The following is a 14,766-nucleotide window of genomic DNA, read 5'->3' as shown; positions in this document are numbered from 1 at the left end:
CCTGCCCTCCAGAAGCCTGAAGCGTACAGACAGGAGTGAACATGAAACTCACACATGCTTCCGCCGCAATTCTGCTGGCCGCGAGCCTGGCCAGCTGCGCCGCGCCCAATCGCGCCGAGGAAGACGCCAGCAGCGATGCCACCCTCGCGCAAACAGAAACAGGCAAGGTGAAGGGCGTCCAGCAGGAAGGCGTCATTGCGTTCAAGGGCATCCCTTATGCCGCGCCGCCTATTGGTGATCTACGATGGCGCGCGCCGCAGCCCGCCAAAAGCTGGGACGGGACACTGGAGGCGACGGCCTTCGGGCATGACTGCATGCAAATTCCATTCGCAGCAGACGAAGCGCCTCTGACAACGACACCCGCAGAAGACTGCCTCTATGTGAATGTCTGGAAACCCGCCGACGCCAAAGAGGGCGACAAGCTGCCAGTCCTGTTCTGGATCTATGGCGGCGGATGGGTCAATGGCGGATCATCGCCCAGCGTATATGACGGCGCCCCCCTTGCCGAAGAGGGGCTGGTTGTCGTCAGCTTCAACTATCGCCTCGGACGCTTTGGCTTCTTTGCCCACCCTGCCCTGACGGCGGCAAATGAGGATAATGGTCTGCTGGGCAATTACGGCTACCTGGACCAAATTGCTGCCCTGGAATGGGTGAACGAGAACATCGCCGCCTTTGGGGGCGATCCCGAAAAAATCACGATCATGGGCGAATCCGCCGGGGGCAGCGCCGTGCTGAACCTGATGACGACGCCCTTGGCAGACGGCCTCTTCGAGGGCGCCATTGCGATGTCCGCTCCGGCTAGAATGGACGCGATGCAAAAGCCGGTTACCTCAGATGATCGTCCGGACGGGGAAGATGATGGCGTCGGCTTTGCCAAATGGGCCGGCATCACAGGCGATGGCCGAGACGCGCTGAAACAGTTGCGGGCTCTGCCAGCCGACACGATTGTGGCGGGCACTGGAATGGCTTCGAAACCGGTCGCGCCAGCCTCTGGTCCCATGATCGACGGAACGATCATTACGGGCCCGTCAAATGCCTTTGAAGCTGGCCGTGAGGAAATGGTGCCGCTGATGATCGGCACGACCAGCATGGACCTCGGCTTTGGGCCACCGCTCACGCCGGACGAATTGTTCGCTGGTTTCAGCGATCCGGAATCTGCACGGGAAGCCTATGCCGCATTCAGCGACGATCCGAGCCGTCTGCGCCAGGCCATCTATTCAGACATGCTGATGGCAGAGCCGGCCCGATTCGTCGCCAACGCCCACACAGCACAAGGTCAGCCCGTCTGGTATTACAGATTTGGTTATGTTGCCGACAGCAAGCGAGACGAATGGCCCGGCGCCCCTCATGCGACAGACATTCCATATTTCATGGATACTGTTTCAGCCCGCTATGGCGATGCCACGACACAGGATGACCGAGAGGCAGCGGCACAGATGAGTGACTATGTGGTGAGCTTCGTAAAGACCGGAGATCCGAGTGATGCGGCTGCACCCGACTGGCTACGGTATGAACCCGTAGAACAACCCATCCTGCTGCTCACAAAAGACGGGCCAGAGCTGACACCAGATCCGTTGGCTGATCGCCTGGATGCCGTCGAGACCTGGTCCATGCCTGAGCCCGGCAAGGACTGATACTCTAAGCGCGCCGCGCCCACACCACCCCTGTGAATGGACCTCTCCAGGCCGCCCGCTACGAGCATGTAGCGGGCGGCCATTTTCGAATGCGGCTATATTCAGTGAGCTGAATTATCAAAGAGGCCAGGCCAATTCAGCCCCGCCCAAAGAACTTGTCTTCTGGTGAGGGCCACTCACTTCCCTGGCGTTACATCCAGGCCCGCAAGAGTCAGCCATGGTTGACCGAATTCGTGCCCCTGTTTTCAACTGGCGTGTATCCCACCACAGTTACCATCCGCTGGAAGACTTCACGTTCACGTTACCGCCTGCACTATGCCCTGTAGTGGACGAGAGGCCTGACACGGTGTTATGAATCTGATCGTTGCAAATGAAATCATTCTGAGGAGGTTATATCCACCTCAGACATGCCCGATCCCAGGAGATTCTCATGACAAAATCCACCCTCATCGCCAGTGCCTCAGCGGTCGCTTTGCTTGCCATCACCTCGTGTGAGAGCACTGAGGAGGTTACAAACCCAGAAGAGCAGGTGGTAGAAGTGCAGGAGTCGATGGATGATATGGCAGAGATGAACGAAGACGACACGTACCGCGTCCTTCTCGAAGAATGGACAGGCCCGTATGGCGGTGTCCCACCCTTTGACAAGGTGGAAGTGTCCATGTTCCAGCCTGCCCTTGAAGCAGCCATAGAGAGCGCTCAAGCCGAGATTGACGCCATTGCCTCACAAACCGCCGCGCCGACCTTTGACAACACAATCCTTGCAATGGAAGAAGCAGGCGGCGAGCTTGACCGCGTTGGCACGATCTACGGGATATACGCTTCCGGTCTGAGCAGCCCTGATGTGCAGGAAGTCCAGCGCGAAATGGCTCCGAAGCTCGCGGCCTTCAGCGATGCAATCTACCAGAACAAGGCTCTCTATGATCGCATTGAGGCGATCTATAATGGTGATGCCTATGACGCGCTCACGCCGGAACAACAGCGTCTTGTCTGGGACTATTATACAGACTTCACACGCGCAGGTGCCGGACTGGATGATGCAGACAAGGCGCGTGTCGCCGAGATCAACCAGCAGCTGGCTTCTCTCTACACAACCTTCTCGAACAACCTTCTTCATGATGAGGAAGCCTATGTAACCTGGCTCACAGAGGACCAGATTTCCGGTCTTCCGGAATCTGTCGTTAGTGCTGCAGAGTCAGCCGCAGAGTCACGTGACAATGAGGGCGGCAAGTATGCCATTCTCAACACTCGCTCTTCCATGGACCCGTTCCTGACCTATTCAGACAATCGCGAGCTGCGCGAGGAAGTGTGGCGGACCTATTATAATCGCGGCGACAATGGCGACGCCTATGACAACAATAAAGTCATCGCTGACATCATGAAGCTGCGCGCGGAGCGCTCCAAGATTCTGGGCTATGACAACTACGCCTCCTGGTCGATTGAAAAGGCCGTTGCAAAGACGCCTGATGCGGCCATGGAATTGATGATGAAGGTCTGGCCTGCCGCAAAAGCCAAGGTGGGCGAGGAAGTGGCCGCCATGCAGGAAGTTGCTGATGCAGAAGGCGCGGACATTACGATCGCCCCGTGGGACTATCGCTACTATGCCGAAAAGGTCCGGCAGGCCGACTATGATTTCGACTCTGAGGAAGTGAAACAATACCTGCAGCTGGAAAAGCTGCGCGAGGGCATGTTCTGGATGGCCGGCGAGCTGTACGGCTTTGAGTTCAAGCCGGTTGAAGACGTTCCCGTCTTTCATGAGGATGTGCGCGTTTGGGAAGTCCTGCGGGATGGCAAGCATGTGGGCCTGTGGTATTTCGACCCCTATGCCCGGTCTGGCAAGCGTTCAGGCGCGTGGATGAATGCCTACCGTTCACAGAACAATATTGATGGCTTCACCACACCAATCGTTTCGAACAATTCCAATTTCGTTGAGGGCTCTCCCGGAGAGCCGATCCTGATTTCATGGGATGATGCGACCACGCTATTCCACGAGTTTGGTCATGCGCTGCATGGTTTGAATTCGAATGTCACCTACCCCTCGCTTGCCGGGACGGCGGTGCCGCGGGATTATGTCGAATTCCCGAGCCAGGTTCACGAACACTGGCTGCCAACACCGGAAATCCTTCAGCGCTTTGCCCTCAATGTGGAAACGGGCGAGCCCATTCCGGAGGAACTGGTGGAGAAGATCGAACGGGCCGCCAATGCCCGCCAGGGATTCGATACGACCGAATATCTGGCCAGTGCGCTCGTGGACATGAAGCTTCATACGATGACGGACTTCTCTGACTTTGACGCAGATACGTTCGAGCGGGAAACCCTGGTGGAACTGGACATGCCGGAAGAACTGCCCATGCGTCACCGCTTGCCGCAATTCTCTCACGTATTTTCCGGCGAAGGCTATGCCGCAGGTTATTATGCCTATCTGTGGGCTGACACGTTCAGCGCAGATGCATGGGAAGCTTTTGAAGAAGCTGGCGGGCCCTATGACGCGGAAACCGCCGCGAAGTTCCGCAAGTGGATCCTTTCGGTTGGCAACACGATTGATCCATCAGAGGCATATGTGGAGTTCCGGGGCCATGCACCTGACACAAACGCGCTGATGCGTGATCGCGGCTTTCCAGTTCCTGGTGAGGCCACAAAAGATGACGGCGGAAGTGATAACTAAAGACAGGAAATAAGTGTAGCCGCCTGGCCTGTTCTGTAAGCCAAGGACATGTGGGGCGGCCCCGCTATCTCTCATGACCATGACGAGGCCCGAATCCGGCGCATCGTCATGGTCTTTGCACATCTGCCCTGATGGCTGGGTCTGAGAAGGAGCACTTCTGCAAAATCGCCCCTCAGCATCGTGCGGCAGGCTTCATGTGACAGAAGAAGGCCAGAAAGCCCGACGCATACCTTATACCGTTCTTGATGCGGTTGCGGGGAGGACGTGCGGGCAAGTCAGCTTTAAATGCGCTATTGCGCATAACTCTCCGCCACTGCGGCAATAGGATACCTGTTATGGTGGCGCCTCATGAGGGTCTATGAGGCGTACTTTATAATTGGAGGTCAGTTTGCCAAAGCTTTTACGACGGAGCCCCTTAAACCTGGTTGGTACATCAATACGTACCATTGGCTTGCTGTCTCTCTTGCTGACCAGCGCGGCTGGAAATGCCGCTTACGCTGAAGACGCATCCGAGACGCCGCACATGACCGCGCCCTGGGCTGAAGATCCCTATCCGTCGACCTACAAGCCGGAAACCGCAGCGCCCCTTGCGATCATCAACGCCACCATTCTCACCGCTGCGGGGCCTGCTATCGCAGATGGGACATTGCTGATCGAGAACAACAAGATCCGCGCAGTCGGCACAAAGATAGAAATTCCTGATGGCTGGCAGGTCATTGATGCCTCCGGCCAGTGGGTAACGCCAGGCATCATCGACGCCCACTCCCATGCCGGTACGGCTTATGTGCCCGGTGTCGAAGATGGTCTCAATGAGATGACCGGACCAAACACAGTAGAGATGTTTGCAGAATTCAGTCTGTGGCCACAAAGCCCGGTATATCCGCGTCTTCGCAATGCGGGCGTGACAACCATCCAGGTGCTTCCAGGATCTGCCAACATCTTTGGGGGCCGTACGGCGATTCTGAAAATGGTTCCCTCGACGACAATACAAGGCATGAAATTTCCAGGCAGCAAATATGGCCTCAAAATGGTCTGCGGTGAAAATCCGACACGTGTCTATGGTGCACAAAACCGCGCGCCGATGGGCCGGTCCGGCCTCATGGCCATGATGCGGAAGTATTTCGCCGATGCTGCCAAATATGTCGAAGACTGGAACAGCTATGCCGACAAGCTGGCAGATGAAAACGCTGAGACTGATCCGGCCAAACCGGATCGCAACTTCCAGCTGGACTCGATCGCTGGCGGCATCACCGGAGATATTCGCATCAATACCCACTGCTATCGCGCCGAGGATATGACCAACGTTCTGATCACGGCAAAGGAATACAATGTGAAGGTGTCCAGCTTCCACCACGCAACGGAAGCCTACAAGATCATGGGCACACTAAAGGAAACCGATACCTGCATTGCCGGATGGGGCCCCGACTGGGGCGGCTTCAAAATGGAAGCCTATGACTACTCCTCACTTGGCATTCCGATGCTTAGCGCAGCAGGCGTTTGCGTCGCGGTGACATCAGACTCCGATAAAACTGGCCAGCACCTCAATATCGATGCCGCCCGTTCCCTCGCCGCAGGCCAACGCGCCGGACTGGACGTGACCGAGGAAGATGCCATCCGCTGGATCACTTATTATCCGGCTAAAATTCTTGGGCTCGAAAAAGAAACCGGAACCCTGGAAACCGGCAAAATGGCCGACGTCGTGATCTGGAGCGCCAATCCGTTCAGCTCCTATGCGCACCCTGAAAAGGTCTTCATCGACGGCGTCGAAGTTTTCGACCACTCAGATCCATCTGGTTCGCCGTTGTCTGACTATGAAATCACCCCTTCAAACAAGGGAGATATCCAATGAGCCATATGAAATCTCTTGTCGCGGCTTGTCTGGCCAGTATTGCACTCGCTCCCACCTCCCTCGCTGAAACGACCGCGATTACAAATGCCCACATCCTGACCATGGGGCCAGATGGCGAAATCCAGAATGGCACCATTGTTTTCGATGAAGATGAAATCGTCTCGATCGGCACAAATGTTCGTATACCTTCCGATGCAAAAATGATTGATGCGCAGGGACAGACTGTCATGCCGGGTTTCATCATGACCGGCACATCTCTGGGGATCAGCAACCTTCCCAGCTATGGCTCCCTTGATGACAGCTCCACGAATAATCCTTATGTTACGGCTGCTTATGACGTTAAGTATGCTCTGAATCCGGATGATCCGCAGATTGTTGTCGCAAAGTCTGAGGGCGTTACCGGCGCGCTTGTGACCCCGGACCTTTGGACCGGTTCTGCAGCGGATCCACGCATGTTCGCAGGCACGTCTGCCAGTGTCGCACTCGCAGAAGACGAAAACATGATCCTGCGGACGAGCGCAGGCATTGTTATGGTGGCTGGCACATCCGGTGCGAGCAAGGTTGGCGGCGGCCGTCCGTCCGTGATTGCACTCTTCCGCTCAGCCTTGAAGGAAGCCCGCGCCTATACGAAATCCCGCAAGCAGGAACTATCCCGGTCGGCCATCAGCCTGGGGCTGTCACCGCTTGACCTGGAGGCGCTGGCGCGCGTTGCAGATCGCAAGGAGCCTCTACTGGTGGATGTCCATAATGCTGCGGACATTCTCAACATGATCGACATCGCGAAAGCAGAAGGGATCGACCTGGTCCTCCTTGGCGCCAGCGAAGGCTGGACTGTTGCAGACCAGATCGCTGCCGCAAATATCCCGGTGATCGTAGATCCCGAAGCCAATGTTCCTGGCGACCTGTCGAGCAAATACACTACGAATGAAAATGCCGCACGTCTCATCGCGGCCGGCGTCAAAGTCGGCTTCAAAGCCGTTCATGGTCGGCCGTTCTGGTACATCCGCAGCCCGCGCTCGGTAGTCGGCCGCCTGGTGGGGTACACGGATCTCAGCTATGGCGACGCCCTTATTGCACTCACAATCCATGGTGCAGAGATCGCAGGCATCGCCGATCAGACGGGTTCTCTTGAAAAAGGTAAGCGAGCGGACATTGTCATCTGGGATGGTGACCCACTCGAAGCCATGTCTCACCCGACTTACGTCTTCATAAACGGAATTGAGCAGAACATCACCACGCGAGGTGAGTTACTGGGCAAGCGCTATATTGAGATGGCGCGCAAAGATGGCGTTCTGCACTGAACCCGCCGCACCTTTGCCCCTCATGCCAGCTTACGGGTACTCATGAAATGACTAAATCTGCTGCCACACTCTCCCGCCGGGCGATCTTGCTCACTTTGGGCGCAGCTGCAACAGCGCCGCTTATTCCCTCAGCCTTTGCCGCGGAACCTGCCATCATTCCCATGGCCCGCAAGGAAGCGTTTGCCTATGTCCGCGGCATTCGTGTGCCTTATATCTCCGAAGCGCAGGAGACCGTTCTGCGCAATTCTGCTGGCGAAGCCCGCGCGAGCATTTTTGGTGCCTCCTATATCGCCCGGAACCAGAAAGCCGCTGACCGGCCTGTTACCTTCTTCTTCAATGGCGGGCCGGGTGGTGCAAGCTGGCCACTTCACAGCACGCTTTCGCCGAGAAAATTCGCGAAAGCCGACAATGGTCGTGGCTTTGCCATCGTCAATAATGAGGACAGCCCGATAGACTGCTCCGACCTCGTCTTCATCGATGCGCCAGGCACAGGATACAGCCGTTTCTTTACGGATGATGCAAAGCCTGAATACTGGGGCGTAGAGCAGGATGCATCGGGTGTTGCGGCGTATATCGAAGACTGGCTGAAACGCCACAAGCGCCAAAAATCTCCGGTCTATATTGCAGGCGAAAGCTATGGCGGCACACGCACCGCGCAGCTGTTGCGCATCCTTGGCCTGCGGGAAAATCCGGTAAACATTGCCGGCTGCATTCTCATCAGCCCCACTGTAGATCCGACAGGGTCTGCCCAGATTGACGGCATTGATATGCAAGTCATCAGCCTGCCCACGCTTGCGGCTGTGGCACGCTGGTATGGAAAAGGCGCCTACACACAGCATCCTGTGGCTGATGTTGCAGATATGGCGACAGAGTACGCCAATACTCAATATGCCGCCGCGCTGGCTTCGCTGGACACGCTTTCCAATGCAGAGAAGCAGGCGCTTGCAGCCCGGCTTTCAGACTTCATCGGCCTGTCGCCTGAGCTGATCATTCGCCAAGACTATCGTATATCAACACAAGACTTCTCGAACACTCTTCTGTCATCGGATGGCCTTTTGACCAAAATGTCAGATGGGCGCGGCTCTTACCCTGCGCCGAAAGAAGGCGATGATTCATCTCTCATGAGCCAGGCAGATGGCTACGACCTGCATGAAGCGATACTCAGTCTTCTGAACGAAGAACTCGGCTATAGCTCTACGAATATCTATCAGCGCAACCCGCTTGAAGCCAGCCAGAACTGGAATCATGAGATCACCCAAACACCTGCCAGAATGGACCGTGTTGCCGAAGCGATGGCCGCAAAGAGACCAGATTTCCGTATGCTGCTTCTTGCTGGCCGGTTTGATCTTATCATCCCTTATCGTCTGCCCATGACTGTGCTTGAGCAGGCGAATCTGCCGGATGGCGCATATAATTACGCACTCTATTCCGCCGGACACGCAATCCCGGATGACGAGATTGCCCGCGCAGTTGCGACCGATGATATGCGCGCCTTCTATCGCGGCCAGAAAGTGAGCCGCAGCTAGGCCTGTAGAGAAAGCACGATTTGGTATCATTCAAATCGCGATATCTCCCCAATGGCCCGATTTTCTTCTCCAGAAGATCTCAACTCCCGTAAGGGCATAGGGATTCCTACTTAATTGCATAACAATACTTAGTGTGATTGCTAGTCAGCACAGTGTTCTGACTAGGAGAAACCCATGCCCCTATTGCTCAAGGATCCCGCGGCCCCGTTCGGCGACGTACACGGCCCCATGCTGACAGGCCCCTTCGCGCCTGTCTTTGATGAGGCTGTCATGACAGACCTGCAGGTGGAGGGGAAAATCCCGGCAGATCTGAACGGCGTTTACCTGCGCAATGGCCCGAACCCGCGCTATGAGCCCAAGGGCGACTACCATGCCTTTGATGGCGACGGCATGATACATGCTGCAGAATTCCGAAACGGCAAGGTCACGTATCGCAACAAATGGATCCGCACGGCAGACTGGATCGAGGATGACATCCGGGGAGAAGAAACTCACTGGGGAATCATGCAAACTCTGAAAGGCCGAACTGACAAGGTACTTGCTGATACGGCGAACACAGACATTATCGGACATGCAGGCAAGGCCGTTGCCAGCTGGTACCTGTCTGGCGTGCCCTATCTGATCGATCCCATTACTTTGGAAACTGTCGCCACAGCAAATTATGTGAGCGGTCCGGGCAATGGCATGTCTGCACACTCAAAGGTCGACGAAGTGACAGGTGAACTCATCTTCTTCGACTATTACGATACTGCGCCGCACATGACCTACAGTGTCGTCGACAAGGACGGGAAGCTGCTTCACACAACCCCGGTCGAGTTGCCGGGGGATCGCTTGCCGCATGATATGGGCATTACGGAGCATTACTCCATCCTTCACGACCTCCCAGTCTATCATGATGCAGAAGCATTGCGCGCAGGGCGTCACAAGATCCGTTTCGATGCCTCCCTGCCCGCGCGCCTTGGCGTCATTCCGCGCTATGGCAAGGGCAATGAAGTCCGCTGGTTCGAATTCTCTTCCTGCTTCATCTATCACGTCGTGAATTGCTGGGAGGAAGGCGACGAAGTCGTCATGATCGCGTGCCGCTACATGCCCAGCCTGAAGGAAAATGGCGAGATCGATGAAGCAAAGACCGCCAAGCGCATCGCACAGCTCCAGATGGATGCGCGGCTCTGGTCATACCGCATGAACATGAAGACAGGCGAAGCCACGGAAGAATGTCTGGACCCTGACAGGAATGTCGAGTTTCCGACCTATGACAGCGCCCGGACCGGCCGGTACACCAAATGGGGTTATCTGGTTGATCACGACCCGATGGTGCTCCGCTGGACCGGCCTGCGGAAGTACAACACCGATACGGGAGAATGCGTCGGCGCCTGGTCAGACGGGCAAGATGATTGCTGGTATAGTGAGCCATGGTTTGCCCCGGCGGATAATCAGCAATCAGAAGACCACGGATATGTCATCACCTTTGTCTGGAACAACAAGACACACGTCCAGCAATTGCAGGTGTTCGATGCCCTGGACATCAGCAAAGGTCCTGTTGCGCGCATCACCCTGCCTCGGCGCGTGCCGTCCGGTTTCCACGCCTGCTGGATGAAGGCCAGCCAGATCGAAAATTGGGATTAAAAAGATCAACACCTCAGCCCTGCCATTCATGACGTGGCAGGGACATGAGCGCGATTGCCTCAGATATAGGCATTATCCCATGAATGATCACCGAGGAATCTGAGAGAGTGATTACCGCAGCATTATGCCTTCATTTCTATAGATAATGTTGCGGTAATATGCTTTTAAGAGGATCTGGAACGTCTGTGTTCCAGTTCACTCGAAATCAGATAGAGATCATTATGCCTGCCTCTGAGATACAGTCCACTTCCAAACGTGCCTCAAACTCCGTCCTGACGCTGAAGCCGCCTTATCTGATTTATGTTGGAGACGAGACGCGCGCTACCTATGCCAAGACAGGCGCTGGTATAGCATATTGGCGCAAGGATATGTGCCTCGGGCAATTCCGGAATGATGTCTCTGCTGTCGACTTTGGTCTTCCGGATCTGACCCTTGGAGAGGCCTTGGCACAGGGCGCGGGCTCACTTGTGGTCGGCACCGCGCAAATAGGCGGCGGTATCTCCGAAGCCCTTCTGAAAGTGGCTATCGAAGCCGCTTCCAATGGCATGGACATTGTTGCTGGCCTGCATAGGCCCCTGAGTTCGATTGAAGCTCTTGCCCAGGCCGCTGCCGAAGGTGGCGCACGGATCATTGATGTACGCGTCCCACCGCAAGACCTGCCTATCGGGACGGGTCAAAAACGCTTGGGCAAGCGTCTGCTGACAGTTGGCACCGATTGCGCACTTGGCAAGAAATACACAGCGTTGCAAATACAAAAAGACATGCAGGCTCGCGGTTTGAAAGCCACCTTCCGCGCGAGTGGTCAAACCGGCATCATGATCGCAGGCTCCGGCATTCCGATTGATGCAGTCGTGTCAGACTTCCTGGTCGGGGCCGCCGAGCTGCTCTCCCCTGAGAATGATGCCGACCATTGGGATGTGATCGAGGGTCAGGGCGCCATTTTCCATCCCGCCTACGCACCCGTCAGCCATGGCCTTCTGCTTGGGTCGCAACCGGACGCCATTGTTGTCTGCCATGAAGCCAAGAGAACGCATGTATCGGGCTGGCCCGACTTCGAACTTCCCAGCATTAAGAATGTCATCGTCAAGAATCTGGAACTGGCCAGGCGCGTGAACCCAAATGCGATTTGCGTGGGCATTAGCGTCAATACGTCGAAACTGCCCGCTGCGGAGCGGGAGGATTATCTCAAATCCTTGTCCGATCAGTACGATCTTCCCTGTGTCGACCCGATCATTGATGGCACTTCTTCTCTGATTGATAAATTGGTGTAAGCGCGAGCGTGAGAGCTTCCAGCCCCATACCTTCCTTTGTTAGGATTCTTGTGGTTTCATCACGACATGTGATTGGGAGATATCCAGAACTTGACCAGCAATTCCAAATCCGACATGGGCGGCATGACTGCCGAGTTTGACGCCCATGAAGATCTGCAGCGGCAGGTAAAAGAGGCCATTATTTGCCAAAGGCTTGCGCCTGGACACAAGGTCACGGAACTCGTCCTCACTGAAATGTTTGATACCACGCGTACAGTGGCCCGCAGCCTGATGGAGCAGCTGACCGTTCAGGGTTTTCTCGTTTCCATTTCTCCCCGGATTACCCGCGTATCTCCCCTCACCGTGCTAAGCATCAAGGAGAACTTCGCCCTGCGGAAAATGCTGATCCCGGACCTTGCATCGGAGTCCATAACATTCGTGAACTTCTCCGAACTGGAGCGCCTTAACAATGAGATGTCAAAGGCAAATTTTTCGCCTGAGAATGAGGCAGACCTACTGGATCTGCTGCACCTGAACAGTGAGTATAATCTGGCTCTGGTTTCCGGGGTGCAATATCCGTTAGCACTGAAATGGGCACATCTACTGGAGGATGTCGCCAAGCGCATTTACTGGCTGTACGCCAAACGAACCGGGGATCTGCCGTTCAACGTACGCGGCCACGAAGAAATCGAAAAATTACGCCATGTGGACCCGGCGCGCTTGAAGAACATGCTCCGCGAGTCTCTGTATCAGACCGAGCAGAGAATCCTGACATCCATTTTCTTTCAGGAACCTCTCTACGCCAAGAATCTGGGCGTTTAGACCAAGTTCCTCACCTGACAGAAACATCTTGGCGCACCAGATGCCTGATCTGGAATTGCGCGGATAAAAATAAGGCCCTTCAGAGCGTGAGCGCCTGAAGGGCCTATTTGTCTGAGCAGATAAGGATGTCCTTGATCCTACCAGTAATTATAGCCAATCATGTCCCAGTCACTGGCGCGCAACAGGAAGAAGAGCAGAACAAGGACGTATATAATATAATGAGCCTTTCTCCAGACGGATAGTTCCCGCGTCCTGATCACCGGATACATCCCTATAAGGAGGAGTACGGTAAACATCAGCAACAGAAGAACACCTGTTAGATAGAGAGTCACACCCAAGCCGGGATACACAAAGAGCGCCTCATTCCCCATGGATGCCAGGATCGCGATGGAGACCCCACCGATAACAAGTGTCACGAGCGCGAGACCAGCCGTCACAACCAGCATCATCGAGAGTCTTTTGACCACAGTATTTGTAATCGGCGGATCTGAGCGACGCTTCCAGCCAGAAACAAGCTGGAAAACGGAAAAGAGGAACAGAAGGCCCAGAGCCAGATAAAGCTGGTTGATATCTGTTGAAGTCGTCACACGCTGATAGACGCTTCCCACATCAGAATAGAAGGCATCGATATCTCCCTTGTCATTGGCCTGGAACATGAGGAGCATTCCTGTCGCCTTGTTCTCAAACTCATGCTGTCCCAGCGGTATGTATTCATTTCCATGAATGAGTAGCGTGCCATTCTCCGTCACTGACACTTTCACCGAACTTGCTGTCAGGGCCGCCACAAAGTTTTTGAAGAAGCGCCGGGTTGTCTGATAGCTGCCGGCATAGGCCTCCAGCTCTTCCTGCGACAGGCTGATATGAGGTTGTACCTTTCGAGCCCGGTCACCGATCATGTGAATTATAATTCGCTCACTGATTTCATATGGGCTGATATTGTTGTCTCCTCCATTGACGGAAACAAACACACCCAAATCAAGCTCAGGGATCATGAGAAGGGATGAGAACGAGGTGAACGTTGCACCCGTATGCCCCATTGTGGAATACCCACGAATCTCGGACGTCCGGAAACCATGATAGTAATCGGAGACCGGCCGATCATCATATAACTTCTCCTGCATCTTCATGGCCGTCTCCGGAGAGTAAATCCGGACGCCATCCAACTCGCCCCCATTCAGGTTCGCGAGCATGTAGCGTGCCATATCAGAGGCTGTAGACGTAACAGAACCTGCCGCCACAGGCACAATCACGTCATGATCTTCTTTCTTCTGATAGCCCTCAGTATGGGAATAAACAGAGGCGAGGTTATCCCTCAGTTCGGCTGACATTGCACTGCGCGATCCCTCCGGCAGGGGTTGACGCGCCGTCGTGTGCGTCATGCCCAGTGGCTCATAGATATGCTCTTTCACATAGTCTTCATATTGCTGCCCGCTTACCTCTTCGACGATATATCCCGCCAGGGCTGCACCATAATTTGAATAGGCTGTCGTTTCACCAACAGGAAAGACACGCGCGGGGATATTGTCTCTCAGCCACTCCCCCATAGTGGGAATATCAGTTGGGTCCAGCACCCACATCCCCTTGGCGACTTCTTCAAAGCCTGCCCTGTGAGCCATCAGGGCCCGCAGCGTAATCGGTCCGAATTTGGAATCGGGAAACTGGAATGTGGTGAGATACTTGTTCACGTCTGTATCTATGTCGACGAGGCCCTGCTCTACCAATTGCATGACCGCCGTAAACGTCATGGTTTTGGTGATCGACCCTATGTAAAATCCGCTTGTGTACGGATCGACAGGCACCTGCTTTTCCACGTCTGCGTACCCATACCCCTTGATCAGGACAGGTTTGCCATCCTGGACAATGGAAAGCGTGACGCCCGGGATATGATTATCAAACATGGCCATATCGACAACGCCGTCGACATAAGCCTCCAGTTCCGCAGCCGAACTGGGCGCGTTACTATCCTGCTCCACGCTGTCTGCAGCAGCAGCATGATCTTCTGGAACGTCCAAATCTGTCTGTGCCTGCGCGACACTTCCCAGCATCAGCGCAAAGGCGGCCAGCAGGCCAGTCATGAGTCTCTTTGTCACCTTAAA

9 protein-coding genes are annotated in these 14,766 nt (G+C 55.1%); 8 read left to right on the top strand and 1 reads right to left on the bottom strand.

Annotated features, from left to right (window positions below; all coding sequences use genetic code 11):
• Positions 1-41 precede the first annotated feature (41 nt).
• The 8 genes from HY29_RS13495 to HY29_RS13460 all read left to right on the top strand — a co-directional run bounded on the left by HY29_RS13495 (position 42) and on the right by HY29_RS13460 (position 12,670).
• Positions 42-1,634 (top strand): carboxylesterase/lipase family protein, encoded by a 1,593-nt coding sequence (locus HY29_RS13495; protein ID WP_034797751.1) that lies wholly within the window; start codon positions 42-44, stop codon positions 1,632-1,634.
• A 430-nt stretch (positions 1,635-2,064) separates the two neighbouring features.
• Entirely contained in the window at positions 2,065-4,296 is a 2,232-nt protein-coding gene (locus HY29_RS13490; protein ID WP_034797749.1) for a M3 family metallopeptidase, read from the top strand.
• A gap of 388 nt (positions 4,297-4,684) precedes the next feature.
• A complete protein-coding gene (locus HY29_RS13485; protein ID WP_155838329.1) occupies positions 4,685-6,145 on the top strand; it encodes an amidohydrolase family protein in 1,461 nt (486 codons plus the stop codon).
• A complete protein-coding gene (locus HY29_RS13480) occupies positions 6,142-7,446 on the top strand; it encodes an amidohydrolase family protein (RefSeq protein ID WP_034797747.1) in 1,305 nt (434 codons plus the stop codon). Before HY29_RS13485 ends, HY29_RS13480 begins: the two co-directional genes overlap by 4 nt.
• Positions 7,447-7,493: 47 nt before the next feature.
• Positions 7,494-8,972 (top strand): alpha/beta fold hydrolase, encoded by a 1,479-nt coding sequence (locus HY29_RS13475; protein WP_034797745.1) that lies wholly within the window; start codon positions 7,494-7,496, stop codon positions 8,970-8,972.
• Positions 8,973-9,146: 174 nt separating this feature from the next.
• Complete coding sequence (locus HY29_RS13470; RefSeq protein WP_051601526.1) at positions 9,147-10,598, top strand: carotenoid oxygenase family protein; 1,452 nt, start codon at positions 9,147-9,149, stop codon at positions 10,596-10,598.
• 221 nt (positions 10,599-10,819) lie between these two features.
• On the top strand, positions 10,820-11,869 hold the full coding sequence (locus tag HY29_RS13465; protein ID WP_051601525.1) for an N-acetyltransferase DgcN family protein: 1,050 nt from the start codon (positions 10,820-10,822) through the stop codon (positions 11,867-11,869).
• 90 nt (positions 11,870-11,959) lie between these two features.
• The gene (locus HY29_RS13460; protein WP_155838328.1) at positions 11,960-12,670 is read left to right on the top strand and encodes a GntR family transcriptional regulator; all 711 of its coding nucleotides are present in this window, start codon (positions 11,960-11,962) and stop codon (positions 12,668-12,670) included.
• 137 nt (positions 12,671-12,807) lie between these two features.
• Here HY29_RS13460 and HY29_RS18605 read toward each other — a convergent pair whose 3' ends face one another.
• Entirely contained in the window at positions 12,808-14,760 is a 1,953-nt protein-coding gene (locus HY29_RS18605) for a serine hydrolase domain-containing protein (protein WP_155838327.1), read from the bottom strand.
• Positions 14,761-14,766: the final 6 nt, after the last annotated feature.

It is taken from the genome of Hyphomonas beringensis (assembly GCF_000682755.1).
Lineage (GTDB): Bacteria > Pseudomonadota > Alphaproteobacteria > Caulobacterales > Hyphomonadaceae > Hyphomonas > Hyphomonas beringensis.
The sequence above is the reverse complement of the archived record's forward strand: the minus strand, read 5'-3'. Positions and strand labels throughout refer to the sequence as shown.

What these genes read in the sequence shown, in the direction of transcription:
- HY29_RS13495 (WP_034797751.1), top strand. Translation starts at nt 42, where the DNA reads ATGAAACTCACACATGCTTCCGCCGCAATTCTGCTGGCCGCGAGCCTG.
- HY29_RS13490 (WP_034797749.1), top strand. Translation starts at nt 2,065, where the DNA reads ATGACAAAATCCACCCTCATCGCCAGTGCCTCAGCGGTCGCTTTGCTT.
- HY29_RS13480 (WP_034797747.1), top strand. Translation starts at nt 6,142, where the DNA reads ATGAGCCATATGAAATCTCTTGTCGCGGCTTGTCTGGCCAGTATTGCA.
- HY29_RS13475 (WP_034797745.1), top strand. Translation starts at nt 7,494, where the DNA reads ATGACTAAATCTGCTGCCACACTCTCCCGCCGGGCGATCTTGCTCACT.
- HY29_RS13470 (WP_051601526.1), top strand. Translation starts at nt 9,147, where the DNA reads ATGCCCCTATTGCTCAAGGATCCCGCGGCCCCGTTCGGCGACGTACAC.
- HY29_RS13465 (WP_051601525.1), top strand. Translation starts at nt 10,820, where the DNA reads ATGCCTGCCTCTGAGATACAGTCCACTTCCAAACGTGCCTCAAACTCC.